Raw genomic sequence first — 26,306 nt, forward strand, 5'->3', positions numbered from 1 at the left:
AAATCTAGCTGTTCAGATACAACGGCAGCTGTAGGGTTACTTTTAGTCCCTCGCCGGAGATGCTTTGAAACCTCAAGTTTCCTTTATTTGCCTGTGCCAGTTGCTTGCAAATGGCTAGACCCAGCCCTGTACCGTTGATTTTGGTTGTAAAAAACGGTTCCGTCAGGTGGCTTAAGTGCTCAGAGGTGACTCCTGGACCGTTATCGCTGACTGAAATATAAACGGCCAGCCCATGTTGCTTGATTCGGATAGTAACCCGCCCACCCATGCCTTCGAGCGCCTGAATTGCATTCATCACCAGATTCATAACGATTTGGCGGATCTGAGACGAGTCTGCCCAGGCAAAAACGGGAGGATGCTCGACCTGAATCAGTTCTACGCGGTGACTGTGAGCAATCGCATCGGCGAGGATTTTGACAGTTTCTACTACGTCCAGAACGTTAACCTTTCCCGCCGTAGCCTCTCTAGGACGCGCATAGTCCAGTAACAGTTGTACGACATCGTTTACCCGGTCAATTTCGTGATCAACGGATTCCATCAATTTTTGGCGTTTGGGATCGGACTCCTTCCTGGATAAGGCTTGAATCGTTGTTTTTATGGTTGCGAGGGGGTTCCTTATCTCATGAGCGACCCCGGCGGAAAACTGTCCGAGAACCGCCCTTCGCTCAACGTCCACCATGCTCTTTACCAGGCGTTTGAGGCGAAGGCGCATACGCTCAAGTGCGAACGAGAGATGTCCTATTTCAGCTGTGCCTTCTATGCTGAGTGGCGTGTCGAAGTCACCACTGGCAACCCTGTCAGCGCCTTCGACTAGAGGGGTTATCTGTCTCTCAAGCCGCTTTGATAAATGGCGGGACAGGAATATAACGCCCAGCGCGGCCGCGATAGCCAGGAAAATCAGCCAGAATCTTGCGGACTCCAGGGGCCCTAGTAGGGGGTCACCCAACCACTGTAAACGAATATGCCATCCTTCAATAAAATCTCGGGAAATAATATCTTTTTTCGAGAGCGGGCTGGGCGGCTCAAGACTGCCCACAGATGCCAGCATCACTTTCTGAGGCGGCACTATCAGGGGAGCCTGCAAACCGGGCAGTGTAAGATCCTGAACTTGTTCTGTGAGGCTTGCGAGCCGGATCACCAAACCAATCCAGGCCTTCGGAGCCTTATTAAAACCGGTAGGACTAAGCCGGAGAATGATCCAGCCTGGCCTTTCAGACGTTGGAAGTGCCGGGCCCAGCAATTCTGCACCGGCAAAACGTGTAGTAGGCAGAGTGCGCCACGAAACATCCTTGAGCAATGTCTGTGTCAGGTGCCACTGTGGTTGATCAAACTGAGCAGGTTTTGTCACTACACCGTAGATGTGAGGACTGTCGAGTTGCTGCCTGAGCTGTGCGAGCATCATCTGGTTGGGCGTATCGCCCGCTTGTGCCGTGGTAAGCCACTCGAAAATTTCAGGAACGTCGGAAAGCCCTTCCAGCTCGTACACTCGCTCCTGGAGGAAGGTTCTCAGCAGGTTTTCGGCGCCCGATAATCGGGCATTGGTGCGGCTCTCCGTTATTTTTTCGAGGACTCGGACGTACTGGGTATCATAAACAATCGCCAGCAGCGCCAGCGGCACTAGCGCAATCAGGAGAGCGCTAAAAAGATACCGTCTCGCCAAACCATTGCGCTGCAGCGTGCGTAATCGCGGTGGAGTAGATAAATCATGTTTGATTATACTTTTCATTCTGTAGGCACACAGGCAGACACCGTTAGCGCTGCGGTTAAATGATGGGCGATTCGTCTAATGCACGAAGCCAGCATATCGTTTTCGTTACCGAAAAACGCAGGAACAAGTAGGCGAACATGGCGAGAGGGAGAGTGATAGTTCCGATCAACGTTCGTCGGATCTGAGAATTACCTTTCCGATCGTTGTCTATTACTTCTCTGAACGTTACAAGGCTGGCGCTAGTTTAGCTAGCAGTGACGGAGGCCGCCTTATTAATTTATGTCGGCCCAGTATGTAGTGGTCAACTAATCCCAGACTGAAGTGGCTCAATGTCAGACCAGCTGAAAGTCTCCATAGTTACCAGCGTGCTATGTCGCAATGACCGGTTTAATCTACCATTGGGTTTTTGCGCATTGCTGAGGTACTTCACCTCAGAGGGAAATTCTGCAATGGCCAAAGAGTGATTCAGGCTCGCTCACGTCCTGGAGGAACACATCATATTCGGCGCTCCAGCAGCACCTGGGCCGTGATACGGGCACTCTCCACCCGACTTTCAATGCTCGGCCAGAAAAGCGGCGTTAATGTCAAAGTAATCAGTAACGCAGGCATAGGCGTGGCCAGGGCCAGGCGTTTACTCAGTCTCTTCATAATGTCGCGGGATTCGCCGGCAAGAGGTCAGGCAGCTTCTTCAACTCGGCCAAAGGCATCGGCCAGGCAAACAGAAACCCCTGAAGGATATCGTAGTGCCGGCGGGCCAGGTCTTCCTGCTGCGCCCGGGTTTCTATCCCTTCCGCAACCACGGTCATATCCATGTGATGAGTCATGGTGATCACGGCCTCAACGATGGCGGCCATCTTGTGATTTGTTGTGATTTTCTCAACAAAGCTGCGATCAAGTTTCACTTTGTGAACGGGCAGGTCTTGAAGATAACTCAGGCTGGAATAGCCAGTCCCGAAATCATCCAGGACCATGCGCACGCCCAGGGTTTTCAGGGTTTCCATCATCTCGATCAGGGGCTTGTCTCCGTCCAGCAAGACGCTTTCAGTTACTTCCATTTCCAACAGTTGTGGCGGTAGGCCGTTTTCGTTGAGCACCTGGCGGACGTCGTCAAGGAATCCGTCACGAACAAACTGCAGTGATGATACGTTGACTGCAACCGGCAATGCCTGCCCTCTATGGGCATTGAAGTCTGCCATTTCTGCGCAGGCCTGCTCGAGAATCCAGAGACCTATGGGCACTATCTGGCCGGTTTGTTCGGCCAGTGGAATGAATTTACCGGGGGAGACCATCCCCCGGGTAGGATGATGCCACCGTAGCAATGCTTCCAAACTGCGCATACGCCCGGTAACGGCCTCTACCAGGGGCTGGTAATGGATTTCAAACTGGTTTTCCTTCAGCGCGGCGTGAAGGTCATGCCTCGTATTTACGCTGAGCCAGTGGTGCTCGGCTTTATGACCGCTGTACCATTGCCAAGTGTTTCTGCCCTGCCACGCCATTGAATTCCACAGTAAACACACATTTCTCAGTACGAGTTCAGCTGGAATAAGCGTCTGGCCAAAAATCGGTTGCTGATTCGGCTGTCCTTGGTGAGTTGTTGGATACTATGAGCCAGCTTCAGAGCCAGCCATGAATCGCCGTGGTGCGGAATCGTCGGTCCGACCCATCGGTGCCCGGTGGTGTGAAGACGGGGTAGGCAACTCCCTCTAATACTCGATGTGCACCAAGCAAGGGGTGAACGGTAAGGGTGTCCGCTGCGCCCTCAAAGCGGGCGGTTGAGCAGCACATTGCTGTCGCTTTGCATTTGAAGGACGTCCCAGGATATCGGACAGGATCAAACTAATCTGATTTTTTTTGCGTCTCAATTCTGGGACATCTTCTTGCTACGGCTCACCTGCAAGGCCGCAACAATGATCCCTATCGAAGCAACGCCGATAATGATCGCCGCTAGCGCGTTCACATCCGGGCTTACCCCCAGTCGGACTTTAGAAAAGATCACCATCGGCAGGGTTGAAGCACCTGGGCCAGAGACAAAGCTGGCAACCACCAGATCGTCCAGGCTAAGGGTAAAGGCCAGCAGCCAGCCAGACATCAATGCCGGGGCAATGACTGGCAGTGTTACGTCGAAGAACACCCGGACCGGGTGTGCTCCAAGGTCCAGCGCCGCCTCTTCTATCGACAGATCCATGTCCACCAACCGCGACTGTATAATCACCGCCGCATAGGCCGCTCCAAAGGTCGAGTGCGCGATAATAATCGTCATAATTCCACGTTGGCCGGGCCAACCAAGAATGCTCTCCATCGCAACAAACATCAGCAGCAACGCCAGCCCGATAATAACTTCGGGCATAACCAGCGGTGCGGTGATCATCATGCTCAGCAGCGTTTTAGTGCGAAAGCGCCTGAACCGGACCAACACGAAAGACGCCACCGTACCAATCACTACCGACAGAGTCGCGCTGGCCAGTGCGACACGCAGACTGACCCAGGCCGCATCCAGGATTTGTGGATCACGGAACAGCTCGCCATACCATTTGGTCGAAAACCCGCCCCAAACGGTCACCAGGCGGCTCTCGTTAAAGCTGAAAACCACCAGTGACAGGATGGGCGCGTAAAGGAACACGAAACCCAGAACGCCGAAGATCATGAGAGACCGGGATCTACGTTTCATCGGTTTTCTCCTTCGCCCGCTGACTGAGCCCAGCGCAGCAGCATGATGGGAATCACCAGCACAAATAGCATCACAATAGCGACCGACGAGGCGACGGGCCAATCCCGGTTCGAGAAGAACTCGTTCCAAAGTACCTGGCCTATCATCAGCGTATCCGGCCCGCCCAGAAGCGCCGGGATAACAAACTCGCCGACGGCGGGAATGAACACCAGCATGCAGCCCGCAATAATCCCACTCAGCGACAGCGGCACGGTGACGGTAAAAAACGTAGTGACCGGAAGCGCGCCCAAATCGGAAGATGCCTCAAGATACGCTTCGTCCAGTTTCACTAAATTGGCGTAAAGCGGCAGAATCATAAACGGCAGATAGGTATAAACAATGCCAATATAGACTGCAAAATCGGTCTGTAGCATCACCAGCGGCTCGTCGATGATGCCAATACTCATCAGCAGGTTGTTGATAACCCCATTGCCTTTGAGAAACCCGATCCACGCGTAAACGCGCAGCAGGAAAGATGTCCAGAAAGGGAGCACCACCAGCATCAGCAGCAGGTTACGCTGATCAGGAGGCGAGCGCGCAATCAGGTAGGCCATCGGATACCCGATCAACAGGGCAATGAGTGTCGCAACGCCGGCAATCTTGACCGATCCCAGATAGGCTGCAAGGTAGAGAGGGTCTTCTAACAGAAACAAATAGTTATTGAAGTTAAGATTTACCCTGAAAAACCCGTCAATCCACTCCACGACTGGCAGGTAGGGCGGGCGGGCAATGGCAGCCTCGGAAAACGAAATTTTCGCGACCACCAAGAACGGAATCAGGAAAAAAACCAGAAGCCAGACGGTCGGAATAGCGATAACCAAGAGGCGCCCCTTCAGGCCCATTCGGCCCAGCAGCGACCCGATGCGCGATCCCAACGGCAGGCTGCTCATGACGTCACCACAATCCCGGCGTTACCCGCCCAGCCCAGATTCACCCGGTCGCCGTAATTCAGAGAACTCTCTTCGGACCGAAAAAGGTTGGATTGGTTGACGCGCACGCGTTTTCCGCTGTCCAGGCGTATCTGGTAAATCGACGAATCGCCCATATAGGCAATCTCATCGATGGTGCCGCTGAGCTTGTTGCGCAAGTCGCCCAGGTCGTCTTTGCTGATCTGCATTTTTTCCGGTCGCACCGCAACGGCGACCTTTTGGCCAATAACACCGCTGATGCTGTGGGGTACGTAAATCCCCAAACCGGCTTCGGGGCAGGCCACAACAACGTGGCTCTCGCCGTCTTCGGCAATACGGCCCTCAAAGATATTCACCGAACCAATAAAGTCTGCAACGAACCGGTTCTGCGGATACTCGTATATCTCGCGGGGAGTTCCAACCTGGACGATCTTGCCCGCGGTCATAACGCCGATCCGGCTAGACAAGGTCATCGCCTCTTGCTGATCATGGGTAACAACCACGAAAGTGACACCCAGGCTTTCCTGAATCTTGATCAATTCGAACTGGGTCTCTTCGCGCAGCTTCTTGTCCAGCGCACCCAGCGGTTCGTCCAGCAGCAGCAGCTTGGGCTTTTTCACCAACGCGCGCGCGAGCGCGACCCGCTGGCGCTGGCCGCCAGACAGTTGATGTGGTTTGCGGGCGGCGAACGCCCCCATCTGCACCAGCGACAACATGTCTGTAACGCGCGTAGCAATCTCTGCCCTGGGCAAACCGTCGCGTTTCAGCCCGTACGCGATGTTTTTTTCCACCGTCATGTGCGGAAACAACGCGTAGGATTGAAACATCATGTTGGTGGGTCGTCTGTAAGGCGGAATGCCGGCCTGGTCCTGACCGTCGATAATGATCTGGCCGGAGGTAAGGTCTTCAAATCCCGACAACATCCGCAGTAACGTAGACTTACCGCAACCCGATCCGCCCAGAAGACAAAAAATCTCGCCCTTAAATATTTCCAGCGACACGTTGTTGACTGAGGTGAACTCGCCGAATTTCTTGGTCACATTATTGATTTTTAAAAAAGGTACAGCGTTTGGATCTGTCCAGGGTTTTAAACTTGTAACTGCAATAGCTTCGGACATGATAATTCCCCATTTCCCCAAAAGAAACGATCTTGGAAAAGGATTGCCGCGCGAGGCGAATCCGCGCGGCAGTGCATAGGCTTACATGCCAGTCTTGATGGTAGTCCAGGCGCGGGTCAGTGCTCGGTCATAGCGCGCTGCGTGAGGCTTGGAAACGAACATTTTCTTTTTAATGTCCTGAGAAGGGTAAATGCCGGGATCATTAGCCACGTCTTCGTCCACGAATTCCGTCGCAGCGGTATTCGGGTTACCGAAGTAGACGTAGTTGGTGATGTCTGCGGCAACTTTTGGCTCGAGGATGTAGTCAATAAACTTTAACGCGTTTTCAGGATTGGGTGCATCGTCCGGGATTGCCAGCATGTCGAAACCGATCACAGCGCCCTCTCTGGGGATCGTGTAAGCGATATTGATGCCTTGCCCTGCTTCGGCGGCACGATCACGCGCTTGCAATATGTCACCGGAATAACCAATGGTTATGCAGATATCACCATTGGCCAAATCGTTGATGTATTGCGACGAATGGAAATAGCGGATGTGCGGGCGCACGCCCATCATCAGCTCACTGCCCTTTTCCAGATCGGCACTATCTTCGGAGTGCGGATCCAGCCCCAGATAATTCAGAGCCGACGACATCACTTCGGTCGGGGAGTCCATTATCACAACGCCGCAATCGGCCAGCTTGGCCACGGTATCGGGGTCAAAAAACATGTCCCAGCTGCCAATCTTGTCGGCATCGATGCGCTCTTTGATCATATCAATGTTATAGCCGATCCCGACGGAGAACATCATGTAAGGCACTCCATAGGTGTTGCCGGGGTCATTCACCTCGATGATTTTGAGAATGTCGGGGTCAAGATTGCCGTAGTTCTTCAGTTTGCTCTTGTCGATCTTCGCATAAAGGCCGGCCTGCGACTGGCGGGCGAGAAACTCGATAGACGGAACCACCACATCGTAACCGCTGGAGCCCGTCAGCATCTTGGCTTCCAATACTTCGTTGCTGTCGAACACGTCGTAATTAACCGTGATGCCGGTTCTTGCCTCGAAATTTTCAATCGTGTCGGGAGCCACGTAATCAGACCAGTGATATACGTTCAGCTCACCCTCGGCACAAGCTACGCCAGTGGTCAGCGCCAGCGCGCTAAAGATCAGTGTTTTTTTTAGCATGGTGTTCTCCTAAAGAATTTTCATATTTTACTGTTACTTTATTAGATACCGATTTTGTCGCGCACCCCGTACCACCAGGAACCCATTACCGAATACGGTACACGGAGCATGCGTCCACCGGGGAACGGATACCACGGTACTTTGGCAAACACGTCGAACCGGGTCAGGTCGCCGTGGATGGCCTCGGCCAGAATGCGCCCGAAGGTGTGCGACCCGGTAACGCCATGGCCGCTGTAGCCATGGGCGAAATAGGTGTTCCCGCCGATGCGGCCCATCTGGGGTACACGGCTGAACGAGAGGGCAAAATTACCGCTCCACGCGTAGTCGATTTTGACCCCTTTAAGCTGTGGAAAGACCTTGTCCATGTTGCGCTGCAACTTGGCTTTGATGTCACTGGGATCGGCGCCACCGTAAACCGTGCCGCCGCCAAACAACATGCGGTTGTCGCCGGACAAGCGATAGTAATCGAGGATGTAGCGGATATCCTCGACGCAGGCATCCGTCGGTATCAATTCCCGCGCACGCGCCTCACCCAGAGGCTCGGTTGCCATCACCTGCGTTGACACAGGCATCACCCGCGACGTTAGCGTTGGCACCACGTGGCCCAAGTACGCATTACCGCACAGAACCAGCGTCTTGCAAGTCATGGTGCCTTTGGCCGTTCTGACAACTGGCTGAGCCGCCGCTTGATCAACGTCGATCACCGGCGACATCTCATAGATGATTCCCCCGTTCTGCTCAAACGCCGCTGCCTCGCCCAAGGCCAGGTTCAACGGGTGCATGTGGCCGCCGGAATGGTCGATTAATCCGCCCGCGTAGAGGTCTGAATTCACGTGTTCGCGCAATTGGTTCTTATCCAGCATCTCTTGATTCTTGAGGCCGTAACTGGCCCAAAGCTTCATCCGCTCTTCCAGTTCGCCCATATGGGCGCTGGTCAGACCGGTAAAGATGTTCTTTTCCTTCAGATCGCATTTGATGTCGTAGGTGCTGATCCGCTCGCGGATAATCTCGCCACCTTCCTGCACCAGACCGGCGACGAATGTGGCTGTGTCTTGTCCGTAACGTTTCTTGATTGTCTGCAGACTGGCGTTCAGCCCGTTGACGATCTGCCCCCCATTGCGTCCCGAGGCGCCCCATCCAACCCGCGCACCCTCAATAATGGCGACCTTGTAGCCTTTTTCCGCAAGGTAAAGCCCCGTCGAGAGCCCGGTATATCCGGCGCCGACGATGCAGACGTCTATTTGATGGTCACCGGTCAGTTCCGCCCGTTCCGGCGCGGCATTAGCCGAGGCGGCGTAATAACTTGCGGCGTGGCTGCCGTTGCCGGCATAGGAGTCATTCTGGGGGTTCATCACACGATCTCCAGGTAGCTGTCATATTCAAACTTGGTCACGTAGCGGGCAAATTTACGCAATTCCTGCATCTTGCATTCGACCAGCATGGTTTGCAGCCGTTTGGAGAAGATGGTCGGCACATCGGCACCCTTGCGAAAGGCGTCGATGGCGGTTGCCCAGTCCAGCGGCAAATTGTCGAGGTTCATTGAATACGCGTTCCCGGTGATGGGTGCCGCCGGCTGCATCTCGTTTTCGATGCCCAGCAGCGCTCCTCCCAGAATGCTGGCCAGCACCAGATAGGGGTTGGCATCGGCGCCCGCGACGCGATGCTCTATACGCCGCGCTATGGGGTCTCCGCCGGGAATACGGATGGCCGCGGTTCGGTTCTCATAGCCCCAAGAGACACTGGTCGGCGCGTGAGCGCCGGGCAGCAGGCGGCGATAAGAGTTTTCGTGCGGCGCAAATGTCAGCGTGTTTTGCTGCATCGTGGCTAACAGCCCGGCCACCGCGTTCAACAACATTGGCGTACCTTCGTCGCCGCCGTTGTCGAACACGTTTATCCCGTTTTCATCGATCAATGAGAAATGCGTGTGAAACCCGCTGCCAGACAGGTCGCCATAAGGTTTCGCCATGAAGGTAGCGGCAAGCCCGTGCTTGCGGGCAATGCCGCGCACGAGTCGTTTGAACAGCACGGCATCGTCGGCGGCGCGCAGAGGGTCCGCAACGTGGCGCATGTTGATCTCGAACTGGCCCGCCCCGTTTTCCGAGATCGCAGCATCGGCAGGAATACCCTGCAATTCGCAGGCATCGTAAACATCGTTCAGAAATTCATCGAAGTGTTGCAGTTCGTCCAGCGACATCGCGCCGTCGGACTCCAGCCGCTTGCCGGTAACCGGGGATCGTGGCGCTTGCGGGTAATCTTCCGAGGGGTCGACCAGATAGAATTCCAGCTCGGTCGCCACCACCGGCGTCAGTCCGAGTTCTTTGTATTGCTCGGCAATGCGCGCAAGGGCCCTGCGCGGGTCGCCCGGAAACGGTCCGCCTTCTTCTTGGCGCATCCACAGCATCGCCAGCGCCGTCGGGCGACTGGTCCAGGTGACCGGCATCAAAGGGCGGCCGGTAAAATCGCACAAGCCATCAGAATCGCCCGTCTCGAAAACCAGCTCACTGTTTTCGACATCCTCGCCCCAGATATCCATGCCGACAATCGACAACGGCATCCGTAGCCCGCCGTCTATTACCTTGGACAACTGATCAACTGGCACACGCTTGCCACGCATCGTGCCGTTTAAATCGCAAACGCAGGCAAAAATGGAATCAATCTCTGGATGCTGTGCCAGCCAGATTTCGGCCTTATTGTCAGACATGCGTCACCTTTACAATACTGTTTTAAAAATTGTGATATCATTTGTTAAATATGTATATCATTGCTTTCATTGTGTCAATCTTTTTAGGTAATATAGTTCCGATCAACACACTTTAGGGCGGCCTGATGACCAGCAACGGCGAACTCAATATTCCGGATATTCCAGCAATATCCGGGACGACACAAGAATATGTATACAAGCGCCTTCGCAACGCAATCATGCTGGGCGCGATCGAGCCTGGCACCTCACTGACAATGCGTGGGTTAGCTGAACGTCTAGGCCTAAGTCCGACTCCGGTTCGCGAAGCGGTACGGCAGCTCAGCTCGGAACATGCGATACAGATCAAAGACAACCGGCGCATTATGGTGCCTTTAATGACACTTGACCGCTTTGAAGAATTGGTTTCACTCCGCGTTGTGGTCGAAGTCCACACAGCCAAACGCGCGCTACACTACATGTCGGATTTCATTATCGAAAAGCTGACGGAAATGGATAACAGGATGGACGAGCTGATCTTTGAGAGAGATCTCGATCAACTGACTCTGCTAAACCAGGCCTTTCATCGCACTCTGTACATGGCTAACCCGGCCCGGGCCTCAATGCCCATCATTGAAAGTATCTGGTTGCAACTTGGCCCGTTCCAGCGCCAAGTCCTCACTCGGCTCACGGAATATTATGAGATTGATCGTCACAAGGAGATTCTGGCTGCCCTGACGACCCGCGACGAAACCGCCCTGCAAGACGCCATTACCAACGACATCAGAGACGGCGTCTTGAACTCAGGCAGAAACCTGCTGGTCTCGACAGGCGCGGCATGAGGGCTTGGACGTTGCAATGTCTGGGCTTGAATGGTGCTTAAGGTCAGAAACCGCCCTTGCCTAGAACGGGTTCAATTACGATGGCTGCCGTGGTAGCCGCCGTCAAAGCAGATGACGTTATTTTTACCCGTTGCCGCTCGCGCAATCTTGACCGCATTCTCCAAAGCTTCAGCGCCGGAGTTCACTAACATGACTTTGGCATGCCCTCGCACCGGGGTGATCTGACTCAGCTTCTCAGCGACTTGGACGCACCCCGCGTAGGGCATAGCGGTTTGGCACGTGTGCATCACCCGCTCTAGCAGCGCCGTTGGCAACATATTTTTCTTCAATTCATTCAACTGCGCGTTATTCATCAATTCCCTCCTTATCCGGTAAGAGCAACACTCAAAGGCCGCCCATACACAAGTATTTGATTTCAAAAAAGTCATCAATGCCATAGCGGGAGCCTTCGCGGCCGATGCCCGACTCCTTGATACCGCCAAACGGCGCAACTTCGGTAGAAATCAGTCCTTCATTGATGCCAACCATGCCGTACTCCAGAGCCTCCGCTACGCGCCATACCCGGCCGATATCGCGGCTGTAAAAATAAGCGGCAAGGCCAAATGGCGTGTCGTTTGCCAGCTCCACAGCTTCTGATTCTTCGGTAAAACGAAAAACCGTTGCCACCGGGCCGAAAATTTCTTCCTGTGCAATGCGCATGCCTGCGGTTACGCCGGTCAAAACAGTGGGCGGATAGAAGTTCGGGTTATCCAGAGTCCCAGAATTTTGCTGAGTGATCAGGGCGCCACTGGCCAGCGCGTCGTTAACAAGCCCGCGTACTTTATTGACCGCCTTGTCGTTAATCAGTGGGCCTATGGTTACCGCCTCACCGAATCCATCACCAGTTTTTAGCTTTCGTACGGCCGCGTTCAGTTTTTCAACGAACAGGTCGTGAACGCCGTCCTGAACAAGAATGCGGTTGGTGCATACGCAGGTCTGGCCGGCATTGCGGAACTTGGAAGCCATCAAGCCGAAGATGGCCGCATCCACGTCGGCATCGTCAAAAACAATAAACGGCGCATTACCACCCAGTTCCAGAGACACTTTTTTTACCGTATCCGCACATTGACGCATCAGTAGCTTGCCCACTAGCGTTGAGCCGGTGAACGACAGCTTGCGTACCCGGGAATCTTCACACAGCGTGCGGCCCACTTCCGGTGCCTGCAGTGTGGTAACCACATTCAAAACGCCTGCGGGAATACCGGCCTGCTGGCTAAGTTCTGCCAGCGCCAGCGCGCACAACGGGGTGTCTTCACCCGGTTTGATCACAACCGTGCAGCCCGCCGCCAGCGCCGGAGCGACTTTCCGAGTGATCATGGCAATCGGGAAGTTCCAGGGCGTGATCGCCGCAACCACACCAATCGGCTGTTTGATGGTTAGCAACCGCTTATCGGCACCGTGAGCGGGAATAACGTCGCCATAAATGCGTTTGGCTTCTTCCGCAAACCATTCAACAAAGGACGCGCCGTAGGCGACTTCGCCCTTGGCTTCTGCAAAGGGTTTGCCCTGTTCGCTGGTCATGATGGTGGCTAGGTCATCCTGATTCTTAAGGATCAGGTTGAACCAGTTGCGCAGGAGAGCAGCGCGGTCTTTTGCGGTAAGGGCCTGCCAGGGTTTTAGCGCTTTTTCTGCAGCATCGATGGCGGCGCGGGTTTCGTCTGCGCCCAGATCAGGAACAGAGGCCAGCGTAGAGCCGGTGCTTGGATTGAAGACCGGAAACGTTCGCGCTTCGGCAGCCTGGACCCACTGCCCGTCAATAAAGGCACGATCCCGAAACAAGTCTGGCTGATTGAGATTTAACGTCATAAAGGGCTCCAAAACGTGCTGGCCAAAGTGGCTTATGCAGTTGAGGAGATGGTATAGCGAGGTGTTTGTGTGATAAATAAGAATGTTTGGATGTATACGTTGAGAGTCATCAAACAATGAAAAAAGATCTGAAGATCAGGTTGGGGCAGATCGGTGATTACGAAGTCCGTCTTCTTAAAGTGTTCGAGGCTGTTGTCGAGAGCGGCGGGTTTTCAGCGGCTGAAAGAGAGCTTAGCATTGGACGTTCAACCATCAGCACTCATATTGCAAACTTGGAAGGCCGCCTGAACCTCAAGCTCTGCTTACGCGGCAGGGGCGGTTTTTCATTGACGGAGGAGGGTGCTGAGGTTTATGAGCTGATGAAAACACTGCTTTCAGCTCTAGAAGGCTTCCGTACCGGTGTCAACGCGTTGCACGTCAGCCTTACCGGTGAGCTTCGAATTATTGCCAGCGATGCCATTTGCATGGATCCGCAATCCGGGCTTTCACCGGCGATTGCGCGATTCACGGAAGCTGCGCCCAGCGTGAATGTGTTGCTGGACGTGAGGCCGCTCAGCGATATCGAACGGATGGTGCTGAACGACGAAGCGGATATAGGTCTGATTCCTTATCATCGCCAGCTCACCGGGCTGGATTATCGCCGTCTGTACGCTGACGCCTGTCACCTTTACTGCAGTCGCACACATCCACTTTTCAATGCAAAGCCATCGCCACAGCTACGGGATCAGATTCTCTCCAGCAAGGTTGTTCACGCAGGGATTCACACCAGCCCCGAGGTTGGCGCTCAATTGGCGGATATGAACAAGGCGGCCATTTCCTATTTCTACGAAGCACGGCTGGCGATGATTTTGTCCGGTGCCTACATCGGGTTCATGCCAGACGCCTTCGTTCAGCGGCACGTTGAGGCCGGGGATTTGTGCGCTCTGGTGCCGGAAACCAAGCAATATTCGTTGGAGGTCTGCGCCATCACGCGCACATACGGCAGGGCTAAGAGAGCGCGGGAACTTTTTTTTGAGCATTGGATGATTGCGTGAAAGCATGATCAAACTCGATGCCCCAATCCTAAACACGATGTGTTGACCTGCCTGTTTCAGTCGTGTGGATTACGCTGAAATACGCACATGCCAGCATAGAGCCATAATGGAGAGGGCAGGATTTCTGAAATTCAGGAGCGAGCGGCAGACAGCGCTTTGTTGTAGCTCTTGCCAATCTCGCTGTCGAAATAAGACAGAGATTCCTCTTCCAGTCCGTAAAGCTTCGATGGCTGGCCCTTCGCCGCCATCGAACGCTTCTCTCCGGTTTCTGCCAGTAGCCCCGTATTTACCCACCGACTGAACACCGTTTGTTTCTTCACGCAGATACCAAAGATATCGTACGCTTCAACTATCTGACGCACGGCAACCTTCTCGGGGAGCAGGTAGAGCAGCAACGACGAGTATTTGATTTTGTTCAGAAACGCTTCGTAAGCGATGTTCACGAGCTTGCGATGATCAAAAGGTAGAGGGTATTCCCCGGCCAGAATCGACTCGATGGGTTCCCACTTAATTCCGTCCTGCTGATCCAGCTCGGCCATATCCGGGCGATTGAACAGACATAGAAATGGAATCGTCACGGACCACCCCAGTGATGCGTCCCGGGTCACGCTTCCTTCCGGAGGGAGCTTCTCCAGATGACTTGGCAAGAAGCCAACCTTGCCTTTTAGAATGCGGGTTACGGCATCGCCCAGGGTTTCATCTGAATCACCCCCGTCAGACGCAGGTTCTTCCCATACCCAACCTCCCACAAGGGCGTATCGACCGCTCTCTGGCCCCTTCTGGCGCTCTTGCAGCATGACTTCCGGAAGCCCGGATTCCGGGTTCAAGCGCAGGCAAATAAAATCGAGCGTGACAACCATTAAGGCGTCTCCGGTCAGTAAGTGTTGAACTAAGAATACCATCCGAACTTTTTCTGTCAAATCAATTGACACAAGAATAATTAGACGCTACGTTTATCGTCAAATGAATTGACTGAAGAGTAGAGCGATGAACGCAACCGTCGATAAATCACTGTTCCGCCAGCAGACCATCACCAGTGCGATGGATACCGACGCTTACAAGTTGCACATGCAGCAAGTCGTTTTCGAAAAGTACGCACCGGTGATCGTGAAGTACAAATTCCGGTGCCGGACCGATGAGAACCTGGCGCAATATGTCGGTGAAATTCGCAAAGCCTTGCACGATCTCGAGGGGCTGGGTTTCACCGAAAACGAATTGACGTACCTGAGCAAGATTCGGTTCCTCAATCCAGCCTTTATAGACTTCCTGCGGCAGTACCGCTTCGATCCCAAGCGCTACCTGTCAATCCGGGTGGAGCAGGGCAAGCTGGTCATTGAGTGCAACGGCCCGTGGCTCTACGCCATCCTGTTCGAGATTCCGGTACTGGCCATCGTTAGTGAAGTTCGTAACCGTCGCCGGTACGGCAATGTTGATGAGGGTCTGTTTCAGGATGTGCTCTATGAAAAGGTCGAGCAGCTGAAATTGGAGCTGGATCGTCGCGGCATTGAATCGTTCAAGTTCGCCGACTTCGGTACCCGCCGCCGCTTCTCCTACACCGTGCATAACCGCGTGGTGGGCTATTTGGCCAAAGCACTGCCCGACAACTTCATCGGCACCAGCAATTACCACTTGGCCCAGGAATACAATCTCACAGCCATCGGCACCATGGCGCACGAGTACCTGCAGGCGCATCAGGCGCTTGTAAATGTCGCACAGTCACAGAAAGAAGCTCTGGAAGTGTGGAATCAGGTCTACCGCGGTCGCCTGGGTGTTGCCCTGACCGATTGCATCACCGCTGATGCCTTCCTGGCGGACTTTGATTATTTGTTCTCGGTGCTGTTCTCTGGTGTGCGCCACGACAGCGGTGACCCCATCATTTGGGGCGAAAAGTTCATCGCCCACTATGAAGCCTTGGGCATTGATTCGATGACGAAAACGCTGGTGTTCAGTGACGGCCTGAATTTCAATCGAGCTTTGGATATCGCGGAACATTTTCAGGGTCGGATTCAGACGAGCTTTGGCATTGGAACGTTTCTGAGCAACGACTTGGGCGACTACGTGACGCCCGGCGGTGACGTTTACACGCCTCTGAACATCGTTATGAAGATGGTTGAGTGCAATGGCATGCCCGTGGCGAAGATCAGCGATGAGCCCGGCAAGAGCATGTGTGATGACCCTGTGTACTTGGCCAACCTGAAGGCCCGGTTCAACGTTCAATAAGGAGCAGACTGATGAGTAAAGAACTCTACATGACCGCCGGCCGCATTCTGGAAGAGTTGGGCGTTCAGCCCACAGAAGATCGCGATTGGGGCATGGAAATCACCAAACGTGTCACGTTCCTGTGCGAGACACTTCAAAGTGCCGGGCGCAGCACGCTGGTTCTCGGTATCAGCGGAGGCGTTGATTCACTGGTCGCGGGCAAGCTCTGTCAACTGGCGGCTGACCGAATGAAAACCAATAAACCGGAAGCCAGATTTATCGCTGTTCGCTTGCCTTACGGTGAGCAGGTTGATGAAGACGCTGCGCAGGCGGCGCTGCAATTTATTGACCCGGACCGCATCATGACTGTCGATATCAAGCCGAGCGTAGACGCGCTTCATGCCGCGGTTGTGGTGAATGACTCTGAGATCAGCCTGGAACGCGCTGACTTTGAACGGGGCAACGTTAAGGCACGCGTGCGGATGACCGCCCAGTATGAGATTGCCGCCCTGAACAACGGGCTTGTCGTGGGCACCGACCACAATGCGGAAGCGGTAACCGGCTTCTTTACCAAGTGGGGTGATGGCGCCTGTGACCTGCTGCCGCTGCGTGGTCTGAGCAAGCGTCAGGTTCGTCGTCTGGCTTCAGAGCTGGGCGCCAGCGATGAGATGGCCGGCAAACCGGCAACGGCCGATCTGGAATGCCTGCGGCCACAACTGGCGGACGAAGACGTGCTGGGTTTTTCTTACGACGTCATTGATGATTTCCTGGAGTTCAAGGGCGGTTCCGACGATCAAATTCGCAAGCTGGTCGCTCAGTATGAAAAAACTCAGCACAAACGGTGTGACCCGCTGGCGGTTATGGGTGCCTTCAAGCCCGCTGACACACAGTAAGCACGGAGTTCTGATATGACCTGCATTGCCGCGTTTGATGTAGACGCACAGAAGACGTTCACGCCTCTGTGCCCGAATGAACTGCCGGTACCGGAAGGTGACCAAATCGTCGATGAGCTGAACGCTCAGGCCGAGCTGGCCGCTTTTCGGGTTGGTTCCCGGGATGCTCACCCCTCAAATGCTCAGTGGATCGCGGACACGCCCGAAGACGTTTTCAGTAAGGTTGAGGGCGAAAATATTGACATTAAGTGGCCTCGGCACGCCGAACTGGGAACTGTAGGTTTCGAGTTACTGGACGGCCTGCCGCACCCCGTCACCGGCTATGACTTTATGGTGAACAAAGGTCTGGACCCGGACTGCCACCCATACGGTGCCTGCTATCACGATTTGGCTGATACCGTGACCACGGGTGTTATCGAGTTCCTCAAAAGCAAGGGCGTGACCGTTGTCATTGTTGGTGGTCTTGCGCTTGATTACTGCGTCGCCAAAACCGTTCTGCAGTTAAGAAACGCCGACTTTCAGGTCATCGTCAATCTGGCCGCCGTCCGGGGTATCGCTGAGGACAGCGTTGAGCGAGCGATGACCGACATGAAGCAGGCCGGTGCTGAGTTCGCCAACAATGCGGACGACGTCAAGCGATTGCTGCCACGGTAGGGATCTTCGGCAGTGCCGCACAAAACTAGGTACGCCTCATTCAAATCGCACGGAACTTTATACCCGTAGCTGTACCTGGCTGAACCATCCCCGGGTTGCCCCCTAAAACTCACTGGTAATTAACGGCGAGAAGCTTTGACGGCAACACCTGGGTTTTCTGTTCGGCGTACCCCTTCGCTGCACCCGTATAGCTCAGACTTGCTTTTACTGCACCAATTTGAAGCATATCTGCCGGCAGACGCATTACCATTCGCAATCATAGTTTGACCCGTCACACACTAATTACCTTAATTATTTCAGCATTCTATAATTTTATTACAATCGAATTACGCTTCTGGCACTGATTTTGTATGCCAATTTATAGAATATCCGAAGCAGGTCAGAGACCGTAAGTCTTCGCACAATAAGCGTTAATTTTAGCGCCCAGGTACCGATGCCTGAATGTCCGTTTTTACCGGTCGTTTCGGGTTTTTTTTGTTTCAGGGATACACTTTTTATGCAGCAAACGGTCGAAGTCGGGATTCTGGTGTCCACCGAAGGGACATACCGGCGCATGGGCGCAAGCACCCTTGCGGGGCTTCGTCATGCCATCGCGGAGATCAATGATGACACCGGCCGTCGGTTTCGAATTGAACACCAGCATTATGACCCTGCGGGTCGGCTTGAAGGCTACGCTCAGGGCATTATCCAACTGATTGACGGTGGCGCCCGCCATATCTTTGGCACCACCACCTCCGCCAGCCGTAAGGAAATAATTCCCGATCTCGAACGAACCAAAAGCTTGCTCTGGTACGCCTGCCCCTATGAGGGCTTTGAATGCAGCGAGAACGTTATCTACCTCGGCGGTTGTCCCAACCAGAATCTGATCCCGCTGCTTGGCTACGCCCTCGGCGAGTTCGGCGCCAATGCGTACCTGGTGGGTTCGAACTATGTCTGGGGCTGGGAAAGCAATCGCATCGCCCGGGAATTGATCGAGCTCAGCGAGGGCCAGGTGCTTGGGGAAAAGTACTTTCGTTTCGGCTGCACCGATTTCGGACCCTTGATCGCCAACATCCTGAAGGACGAGGCGGCTTTTGTGCTCAATAATCTGGTTGGGGAATCGTCCTATCATTTTCTCCGCCAACTCAGCGATGCTTGCGCCTTTAAAGGGGTTCGCATGCCGGTTCTGAGCTGTAATTTCACCGAAGCCGAATTGCCCTGTATCCGCGGTGCGGACCAGATCCAACTGCTCTCCTGCGGCGCCTTTTTTGAGGCGGTGAATCCGGCCTTTGCAGTGACCCAGCGACAACGCCACGAAGACCTGCCGTTGTCCCACTACTACGCTTGCGCCTACACCGCGATGCACCTCTACGCAAAAGCCTGTGAACTCGCAGGCAGTGACGACCCTGATCGCATCTGTGATCTGCTCTCCCAGGGCCAGCATGAGACCGTGTTGGGAAGGCTCTCCTTGTCTGCCCACAACAATCACTTTTCCCTGCCCAGTTATATAGCAGCGGTCGAGGGGGATGGATTCGAAATTATCCAACAGGTAGGGGACTGCCTGTCGGCAGACCCCTACCTTGTGAAGACGGACCTGCGTGACTATCGCCAGCCGGCGCTACAAAAGATGACCGCTAGCAACCTGAGGATCGTGAAATGAGAGGTGCTATGGCAACCCCGACCCGCACCCTGCTGCTGGTGGACTGTGACCCTCGCACCGAGGCCACACTGTGTAAGAGTCTGCACCGCCTCGGCATTGCTACCGCAACCCTGCAGCGGGACCAGGGCGACACATCTCTGGATGTCATTGCCCTGATCGTGGAGCTGGACCAGTTTGAAAGTCCCGATCTGCTGGCGCGAGCACGCGTGGCGGGGCTTCCCATTATCGCCCTGAGCCATCACGAAACCCTCTCCCAAATTCAATGTGCGATGCGCATGGGCGCAACTGCCATGCTCAACAAGCCCATCACGCAGAGCTCGGTGTACACCACTCTTATGATGGCGCAAGGCCTGCGAAACCAATTGACGGCGCTAGAGAATACTAACGAAGACCTGAGCACCAAACTGCAGGCACGACACCTGACCGCCAAGGCCGTTGCCCGCCTGATGATCGACTGCGCAATCGATGAGCATGAGGCGTTCGAGCGTATTCGTACCCTGTCCATGAAGCTCAACCAAAGTATCGAGTCTATCTGTCAAGACATCGAGTGCCACACCCAACCCATGCGGCGGCGGAGCTAAGCGATGGCATTCCCAACGCTGATACGTAACCTGTGCCGGCACAAGTCAGTCGCTGTGTCACTGGTAGTCATCGTCACCGTGGTTTGCCTCGCAGTACTGGCACCTTGGGTCGCTCCTCATGACCCCAATATGCAGTATTTTGAGGGCCTAACCATGGAGGGCGCCCCGCTACCACCGAACGAAAAGTTTCTTCTGGGTACCGACCTGTTGGGTCGTGATCTGCTATCCAGGCTAATCTACGGCGCCCAAACGTCGTTGATCATCGGCGTCGTAGCCAACGGCATTGCCATATTCATCGGTACATTAGTCGGTGTGTGTGCAGGCTTCATTCGGGGCTGGACAGGGGCGGTACTGATGCGGCTGACCGATCTCATGATGGCATTTCCAGCGCTGCTACTGGCTATCGCTCTGGCGGCAATTCTTCAGCCGAGTATCTGGATCGTGGCACTGGTGATTGCCATGGTGAATTGGGTGCAGGTAGCCCGTGTTATATATTCCGAGACCATCGCTATCGCTTCGCGGGAGTTTATCGCGGTAGAGCGCACTCTGGGGGCGAGCAGCCTCCGTATCCTTTTTTCTCATCTGTTACCCCATCTTTTGCCCACCATTTTGGTCTGGGCAACCTTGGGCATTTCCACAACCGTGCTGCTTGAAGCAACTCTGTCGTTTCTGGGAGTGGGGGTACAACCTCCTACTCCCAGCTGGGGCAATATTATTTTTGAAAGCCAGACTTACTTTACCTCTGCGGTCTGGCTTGTGCTGTTCCCGGGACTGGCGATCGTTCTTCTGGCGCTGAGCTTCAACCTGGTTGGTGACGCCCTGCGGGATGAGCTGGACCCCTCACTGAAAGGACGCGGATAATGCCGATGTATATTCTACGTCGCTTGGGTTATGCCATCCTGATTCTGCTTGGCGTGTCCTTCATTACTTACTTGTTGCTGTACATGATACCGGCAGACCCGGCGCGACAATTGGCGGGTCGCAGTGCGACGGCAGAAACCGTGGCCAACATTCGGGCCCAGCTTGGGCTGGATCTCCCGTTCTACCAGCAGTATTTCAACTATCTGACAAACCTTTTGCAGGGCGACCTGGGCCGTTCCTATATCCAGCGCACTGAAGTCTCGACTCTGATCATGTCACGCATTCGTCCCACCATGGAGCTGATGGCCTGGGGCATCAGTTTTGAGCTAATAATTGGCGTAAGTCTGGGCATGCTTGCTGCGCTCAAGCGCAACACCGCGATCGATCGGTTCCTGATGGCCTTGTCTTTTGTCGGTGTATCTTCACCCCATTTCATTGCCTCGATGCTGTTCCTGTACCTGTTCGCCGTCAATCTTGACTGGTTCCCCCTTGGGGGTTATGGCGAGTTTCAACATGTGTTGCTGCCCGCTCTGACCTTGGGGCTGTTGGGCAGCGGCTGGTATTCGCGCATGGTGCGCTCGTCGATGATCGAGGTGTTGCAGCAGGACTACATCCGCACCGCTCGTGCAAAAGGCCTGACCCGTGCCCGGGTGCTTTTCCGCCACGTTCTTCCCAACGCCATCATTCCAGTGATTCCAATGATTGGTATCGACATCGGTATCTTTATTGGCGGCCTGGTGGTGGTTGAATCCGTTTTTGGATGGCCCGGCCTTGGGCAGCTTGCCTGGCAGGCGATCCAGCGGGTCGATATTCCCGTCATCGTCGGCGTCACCATGGTGTCCGCCGTCGCCATTGTTATTGCCAACCTGATTGCGGACCTGCTGGTACCTCTTGCAGACCCGCGTATAGCGCTCGATAAGTCCTAACCCTGAGTTAAAGGAAAACAACCGATGAAAACGATGTTAATCCGAAGCCTGCTGGCAACTGCCATCGCCTCATTGCTCACCCCAGCCAATGCGCTGGCAGCTGAGCCCAAACCGGGGGGTGACATTATCGTCACCTATCAAAACGACGTCGCTACTCTGGACCCAGCCATTGGCTACGACTGGCAGAACTGGTCGATGATCAAAAGCCTGTTCGACGGTTTGATGGACTACAACCCCGGCACCACTGAACTGGTGCTTGACCTAGCACAAAGTTACGAGCTGTCCGATGACGGCAAGACCTACACGTTCAAACTTCGAGAGGGCGTCGAGTTTCATAACGGACGGGAGATGAAGGCAAGCGACGTCAAATATTCCCTAGAACGCACTGCCAATCCTGAAACTCAGAGCCCTGGAGCAGGCTTTTTCTCACCCATTCTTGGCTACGACGCTGTTTCGGCCGGCGACACCGATGAATTGGAAGGTGTCACCGTGATTGACGATTACACCGTTGCCATCGAATTGACGGCGCCCAACGCCACTTTTCTACACGTGATGGGGCTTAATTTTGCCTCCATCGTGCCCCGTGAAGCAGTGGAGGAATATGGTAAAGACTTTGGTAAGAATCCCGTAGGTACCGGTGCATACGAACTCACCGACTGGACCCTTGGTCGGCACCTGGTATTTTCAAAGAATCCGGACTATTTCAAACCTGGCGTTCCTTACATCGACTCCATCACGTTTGAAGTGGGCCAGGAGCCTATGGTGGCTTTGCAGCGTCTGGAGCGGGGTGACGTTGACATCGCTGGAGACGGGATTCCGCCGGCGAAATTTCTGCAGTTCAAGAATGAGCCCCAGTTTGAAAGCCTGATGGTCGTCGGGGATCAACTTCACACCGGCTACCTGACCCTCAATGTCACCATACCCCCGCTGGACAACCTGAAAGTTCGTCAGGCCATTAATATGGCCATAAACAAAGACCGTATTGTACGCATCATCAACGGTCGGGCTACCCCTGCAAACCAGCCCTTGCCACCGGCGATGCCTGGCTACGATAAGAACTATGAGGGCTATCCCTTCGATCCGGAGCAGGCCAAGGCCCTGCTGACAGAAGCCGGCTACGGAGATGGTTTTGAAACTGAGCTGTTCGTGATGAACACAGACCCTCAGCCGCGTATTGCTCAAGCCATGCAACAGGACCTACTCAACATTGGTATTAAGGCCGAGATTCGCTCCCTGGCTCAGGCCAATGTGATTGCGGCGGGCGGCGCCCAAGACCAGGCGCCTATGGTCTGGTCTGGTGGCATGGCATGGATTGCTGACTTCCCTGACCCGGCTAATTTCTGGGGTCCGATCCTTGGCTGTGAGGGCGCTGTGCCTGGTGGCTGGAACTGGGCCTGGTACTGCAACGAAGAACTGGATGCGATGGGTGACAAGGCTGACGCCATGGTTGCTGAAGATCAGCAAGAAGAGCGCGCGGCACTTTGGGGCAAGATTTTCACCGACGCCATGGCTGACGCACCCTGGGTACCGATCTTCAACGAGCAGCGTTTCACTGTGCGCTCTGAGCGTATGGCGGGTGACGAGTCATTGTATGTGGACCCGGTCCATGTTCCTGTCAACTACGACTACATCTGGGTGAAGTAATGTGCCAACAGACGCTCGTTAAGACTATCCATGGTGGCCATCACCACCATGGCTGGGATAACAGCTTCGCCCCTGTGGCCCGGGTAGCACCGGGCAGCATGGTGGAGTTGGAGTGCAAAGACTCCGGCAATGGCCATTTCACAACGGATTCAACCGTAGCGGCCGTGTCGTCAATGCCCTTTGACAAGATCAATCCGGTTACCGGACCGATCTATGTGGAGGGCGCCGAGCCTGGTGACATACTCAAGGTGACGATCGACAGCTTTCGCCCGAGCGGCTTTGGCTGGACCGCAAACATTCCCGGTTTCGGATTGCTGACGGATCAGTTTCAGAACCCGGCGTTGATGCTCTGGCACTACGATCGTAACAACATGACGCCAGCCGCCTTCGGTAAATTCGCCAAGGTTCCGCTGAAACCCTTTGCTGGCACCATCGGCTTGGCTCTGGCTGAGCCCGGCCTGCACTCGGTGGTACCCCCGCGGCGGGTGGGCGGCAATCTGGACATCCGCGACCTTAATGCGGGTTCTAGCCTATACCTGCCAGTCGAGGTGGCAGGGGCCCTGCTGTCCATTGGCGACACCCATGCCGCCCAGGGGGACGGTGAAGTCTGTGGCACCGCGATTGAAAGCGCGATGGATGTAACCGTGAAGCTTGACCTGATCAAGGACACGCCATTGGCCATGCCCCGCTTTACGACGGCAGGACCGGTGACACGCCATCTGGATGGTTCCGGCTACGAGGCCTTCACCGGGATCGGTCCGGACCTCATGCAGGCTGCGCGGGACGCGGTCAGTGGCGCTATCGACTGGATTACCCGGGAGCATCACATGCCCCCTGAACAGGCTTATATGCTGTGTTCGGTCTGCGGCGATCTGCGCATCAGCGAAATTGTCGACATGCCCAACTGGGTGGTGGCGTTTTACGTTCCTCGACTCGTGTTTGAGTGATAGAGACCCCCATGAGTGCAACAAAAGAAGTGACAGGAACAGCGCGCCCGCTAATCTCGGTTGAGAAACTCTCCATTGAGTTTGGTCAGGGTCCGGACTGTAAACGCGTAGTGGACAATCTCAGTTTCACACTGAGCCGATCGGAGACCCTCTGCATTGCCGGTGAATCCGGCAGTGGCAAATCTCTGTCGGCACTGGCGATTATGGGGCTGCTGCCGAAAATGGCGCGAGTGCCAGAAGGCGTCATCCTGTTCAATGATAAAGATCTCCTCAGTCAGTCTGAGCGGCATCTGCAGAACCTGCGCGGCAAAGAGATTGGCATGATCTTTCAGGAGCCCATGACCTCCCTCAATCCAACCATGCGGATTGGCGATCAGATGCTGGAAACAGTACGCCGCCACCGGCTCGCCGCTGGCGGTGGGGCTCAGCAGCATATCCGGAACATGCTTGATGCGGTAAAGATCCCCCGGGCCAACGATCGGGTAAAACAGTATCCGCACGAACTCTCAGGCGGGTTGCGCCAACGAGTCATGATCGCCATGGCGATGCTGTGTAAACCTCAGGTGCTGATCGCCGACGAGCCTACCACCGCTCTGGATGTAACCATTCAGGCCCAGATTCTGGACCTGGTACGCGAACTTCAGAGTGAGTTTGGGACCGCTGTTCTGTTGATCACCCATGACATGGGTGTCGTCGCAGAAATGGCGGACAAAGTGGTGGTAATGAATCAGGGCGTGGTGGAGGAAACAGCGGATATCCGCAAAATCTTTACCAATCCGGACGCTGCCTACACGCGCAAGCTGCTGGCGGCAGTGCCGCGCCTAGGGACAGCGCCGGCACGACCGCACCCGGTTTTTGGCGAGCCAGTGTTGGAAGTGCGCAATCTGCGGGTACGCTACCCCATGCGCCGTCAGGGGCTATTTGCCCCTGCTCGAGAGCTGATAGCCGTTGAAGATATCAGTTTCACCCTGCACCAGGGAGAAACCCTGGGCATCGTCGGTGAAAGCGGTTGCGGTAAATCCACCACCGGACGTGCGTTGATGAATATGGTGGATTTCGAAGGTGAAATACGCATTCTGGGCACTGACATTCAAGGCCTCAAGGGCGCCGCACTGAAAAAGCAGCGTCAGGACATCCAGATGGTCTTTCAGGACCCTTACGCCGCGCTCAACCCCCGCAAAAACATTGCCGAACTGGTTGCAGAGCCTCTGCTTATCCATGGCCGCGGCACGCCCGCGGAACGTCATGCCAAAGTCAAAGAACTTCTCGCTCAGGTAGGGCTTCCCGAGGCCGATACCATGACCCGCTACCCTCACCAGTTTTCCGGTGGTCAGCGCCAGCGCATCTGCATCGCCCGAGCTTTGGCGCTGAACCCCCGCATCATCGTTGCGGACGAGCCGGTATCGGCCCTCGATGTATCGGTGCAGGCTCAAGTGTTGGATTTATTGGAACAGCTACAGCAAGAATACGAACTCAGTTACCTATTTATTTCTCACGATATGGCGGTCGTGGAGCGATTATGCCATCGCGTTGCCGTCATGTTCGCCGGGCGCATACTGGAAATCGGCAGCCGTGAGCAAGTGTTGAACAACCCATGCCATGCCTATACCAAACGCCTGCTCGCAGCGGTCCCCATACCGGCACTGGATAGCAAACTCGTCCCCGCCGTCATGTCCAAAGACACCGAAACAGTGGATCTCATCAAACCCCGGGGCGCGGTACTGCAACCGATACGTTACGACCAGCCCGAGGAAGGGCATTTCGTGGCGGTTGCGGTTTAATTCTGATTAAAGATCGAGCAAGAAAATATGAATCAGGAAAACCCGCGAAGAATCTGAACAGGAATGCTCAAGTCCTGGATTCATAGAACAAGTGCAGCAACGCTTGCAGAACGGCAGTCTAGATTTACGATGCTAGTTCACGTTGCGGGTAAAGATATATCAAGTGTTGTTTCGGCAC

General features: G+C 54.7%; 23 protein-coding genes and 1 pseudogene. 12 read left to right on the forward strand and 12 right to left on the reverse strand.

The window, feature by feature from the left end; all coding sequences use genetic code 11:
• Positions 1 to 4: 4 nt before the first annotated feature.
• The 9 genes from MRBBS_RS01780 to MRBBS_RS01815 form a co-directional block, all read right to left on the reverse strand.
• On the reverse strand, positions 5 to 1,726 hold the full coding sequence (locus MRBBS_RS01780; RefSeq protein ID WP_014869708.1) for a sensor histidine kinase: 1,722 nt from the start codon (positions 1,724 to 1,726) through the stop codon (positions 5 to 7).
• A 477-nt stretch (positions 1,727 to 2,203) separates the two neighbouring features.
• Positions 2,204 to 2,356 carry a hypothetical protein gene (locus MRBBS_RS19595; protein ID WP_014869709.1) on the reverse strand — a complete coding sequence of 51 codons (153 nt, stop codon included), beginning with the start codon at positions 2,354 to 2,356 and terminating at the stop codon, positions 2,204 to 2,206.
• Entirely contained in the window at positions 2,353 to 3,204 is an 852-nt protein-coding gene (locus MRBBS_RS01785; RefSeq protein ID WP_014869710.1) for a putative bifunctional diguanylate cyclase/phosphodiesterase, read from the reverse strand. Before MRBBS_RS01785 ends, MRBBS_RS19595 begins: the two co-directional genes overlap by 4 nt.
• A 362-nt stretch (positions 3,205 to 3,566) precedes the next feature.
• The gene (locus MRBBS_RS01790; protein ID WP_041635026.1) at positions 3,567 to 4,376 is read right to left on the reverse strand and encodes an ABC transporter permease subunit; all 810 of its coding nucleotides are present in this window, start codon (positions 4,374 to 4,376) and stop codon (positions 3,567 to 3,569) included.
• Positions 4,373 to 5,305, reverse strand: coding sequence for an ABC transporter permease subunit (locus MRBBS_RS01795; protein ID WP_014869712.1), 933 nt, complete (start codon positions 5,303 to 5,305; stop codon positions 4,373 to 4,375). Before MRBBS_RS01795 ends, MRBBS_RS01790 begins: the two co-directional genes overlap by 4 nt.
• A complete protein-coding gene (locus tag MRBBS_RS01800; RefSeq protein WP_014869713.1) occupies positions 5,302 to 6,441 on the reverse strand; it encodes an ABC transporter ATP-binding protein in 1,140 nt (379 codons plus the stop codon). Before MRBBS_RS01800 ends, MRBBS_RS01795 begins: the two co-directional genes overlap by 4 nt.
• Positions 6,442 to 6,522: 81 nt before the next feature.
• On the reverse strand, positions 6,523 to 7,605 hold the full coding sequence (locus tag MRBBS_RS01805; RefSeq protein WP_014869714.1) for a polyamine ABC transporter substrate-binding protein: 1,083 nt from the start codon (positions 7,603 to 7,605) through the stop codon (positions 6,523 to 6,525).
• 41 nt (positions 7,606 to 7,646) lie between these two features.
• Positions 7,647 to 8,957 carry an NAD(P)/FAD-dependent oxidoreductase gene (locus MRBBS_RS01810; protein ID WP_014869715.1) on the reverse strand — a complete coding sequence of 437 codons (1,311 nt, stop codon included), beginning with the start codon at positions 8,955 to 8,957 and terminating at the stop codon, positions 7,647 to 7,649.
• On the reverse strand, positions 8,957 to 10,306 hold the full coding sequence (locus tag MRBBS_RS01815; protein WP_014869716.1) for a glutamine synthetase family protein: 1,350 nt from the start codon (positions 10,304 to 10,306) through the stop codon (positions 8,957 to 8,959). Before MRBBS_RS01815 ends, MRBBS_RS01810 begins: the two co-directional genes overlap by 1 nt.
• A gap of 125 nt (positions 10,307 to 10,431) precedes the next feature.
• Here MRBBS_RS01815 and MRBBS_RS01820 point away from each other — a divergent pair, with 125 nt between their 5' ends.
• On the forward strand, positions 10,432 to 11,124 hold the full coding sequence (locus MRBBS_RS01820; protein WP_014869717.1) for a GntR family transcriptional regulator: 693 nt from the start codon (positions 10,432 to 10,434) through the stop codon (positions 11,122 to 11,124).
• Positions 11,125 to 11,210: 86 nt separating this feature from the next.
• On the opposite strand, the pseudogene MRBBS_RS01825 reads toward MRBBS_RS01820, so the two are convergent.
• Both MRBBS_RS01825 and MRBBS_RS01830 read right to left on the reverse strand, forming a co-directional pair.
• Positions 11,211 to 11,429, reverse strand: a pseudogene (locus MRBBS_RS01825) (aminotransferase class III-fold pyridoxal phosphate-dependent enzyme); the annotation flags it as partial.
• Between the two features lie 79 nt (positions 11,430 to 11,508).
• Positions 11,509 to 12,969 carry an NAD-dependent succinate-semialdehyde dehydrogenase gene (locus tag MRBBS_RS01830; RefSeq protein WP_014869719.1) on the reverse strand — a complete coding sequence of 487 codons (1,461 nt, stop codon included), beginning with the start codon at positions 12,967 to 12,969 and terminating at the stop codon, positions 11,509 to 11,511.
• Between the two features lie 116 nt (positions 12,970 to 13,085).
• Between MRBBS_RS01830 and MRBBS_RS01835 the strand changes: the two genes are divergently transcribed.
• A complete protein-coding gene (locus tag MRBBS_RS01835; RefSeq protein WP_014869720.1) occupies positions 13,086 to 14,003 on the forward strand; it encodes a LysR family transcriptional regulator in 918 nt (305 codons plus the stop codon).
• Between the two features lie 131 nt (positions 14,004 to 14,134).
• Here the strand turns inward: MRBBS_RS01835 and MRBBS_RS01840 are convergent, their stop codons facing one another.
• A complete protein-coding gene (locus MRBBS_RS01840; RefSeq protein WP_014869721.1) occupies positions 14,135 to 14,863 on the reverse strand; it encodes an NUDIX hydrolase in 729 nt (242 codons plus the stop codon).
• 127 nt (positions 14,864 to 14,990) lie between these two features.
• On the opposite strand from MRBBS_RS01840, the gene pncB reads away from it, so the two are divergent.
• From pncB to MRBBS_RS01890, 10 genes are all read left to right on the forward strand, one after another.
• On the forward strand, positions 14,991 to 16,223 hold the full coding sequence (gene pncB, locus MRBBS_RS01845) for a nicotinate phosphoribosyltransferase (RefSeq protein ID WP_014869722.1): 1,233 nt from the start codon (positions 14,991 to 14,993) through the stop codon (positions 16,221 to 16,223).
• A gap of 11 nt (positions 16,224 to 16,234) precedes the next feature.
• On the forward strand, positions 16,235 to 17,095 hold the full coding sequence (gene nadE / locus MRBBS_RS01850) for an ammonia-dependent NAD(+) synthetase (RefSeq protein WP_014869723.1): 861 nt from the start codon (positions 16,235 to 16,237) through the stop codon (positions 17,093 to 17,095).
• Positions 17,096 to 17,110: 15 nt separating this feature from the next.
• Positions 17,111 to 17,749: an isochorismatase family protein gene (locus MRBBS_RS01855; RefSeq protein WP_014869724.1), complete on the forward strand. Its 639-nt coding sequence runs from the start codon at positions 17,111 to 17,113 to the stop codon at positions 17,747 to 17,749.
• Positions 17,750 to 18,245: 496 nt separating this feature from the next.
• Entirely contained in the window at positions 18,246 to 19,388 is a 1,143-nt protein-coding gene (locus tag MRBBS_RS01860) for a transporter substrate-binding protein (RefSeq protein WP_041635027.1), read from the forward strand.
• Between the two features lie 8 nt (positions 19,389 to 19,396).
• Positions 19,397 to 19,969, forward strand: coding sequence for an ANTAR domain-containing response regulator (locus MRBBS_RS01865; protein ID WP_144012679.1), 573 nt, complete (start codon positions 19,397 to 19,399; stop codon positions 19,967 to 19,969).
• Between the two features lie 3 nt (positions 19,970 to 19,972).
• Positions 19,973 to 20,830 carry an ABC transporter permease gene (locus tag MRBBS_RS01870; protein WP_014869729.1) on the forward strand — a complete coding sequence of 286 codons (858 nt, stop codon included), beginning with the start codon at positions 19,973 to 19,975 and terminating at the stop codon, positions 20,828 to 20,830.
• Positions 20,830 to 21,756, forward strand: a complete 927-nt coding sequence (locus MRBBS_RS01875) for an ABC transporter permease (RefSeq protein ID WP_014869730.1) — start codon at positions 20,830 to 20,832, stop codon at positions 21,754 to 21,756. The genes MRBBS_RS01870 and MRBBS_RS01875 overlap by 1 nt, the downstream gene beginning before the upstream one ends.
• A 33-nt stretch (positions 21,757 to 21,789) precedes the next feature.
• Positions 21,790 to 23,400 (forward strand): ABC transporter substrate-binding protein, encoded by a 1,611-nt coding sequence (locus tag MRBBS_RS01880; protein ID WP_041635438.1) that lies wholly within the window; start codon positions 21,790 to 21,792, stop codon positions 23,398 to 23,400.
• Positions 23,400 to 24,347 carry an acetamidase/formamidase family protein gene (locus MRBBS_RS01885; protein WP_014869732.1) on the forward strand — a complete coding sequence of 316 codons (948 nt, stop codon included), beginning with the start codon at positions 23,400 to 23,402 and terminating at the stop codon, positions 24,345 to 24,347. Before MRBBS_RS01880 ends, MRBBS_RS01885 begins: the two co-directional genes overlap by 1 nt.
• 11 nt (positions 24,348 to 24,358) lie before the next feature.
• On the forward strand, positions 24,359 to 26,128 hold the full coding sequence (locus tag MRBBS_RS01890; protein ID WP_014869733.1) for an ABC transporter ATP-binding protein: 1,770 nt from the start codon (positions 24,359 to 24,361) through the stop codon (positions 26,126 to 26,128).
• The last annotated feature ends 178 nt before the right edge of the window (positions 26,129 to 26,306 follow it).

This window comes from Marinobacter sp. BSs20148 (genome assembly GCF_000283275.1).
Lineage (GTDB): Bacteria > Pseudomonadota > Gammaproteobacteria > Pseudomonadales > Oleiphilaceae > Marinobacter > Marinobacter psychrophilus.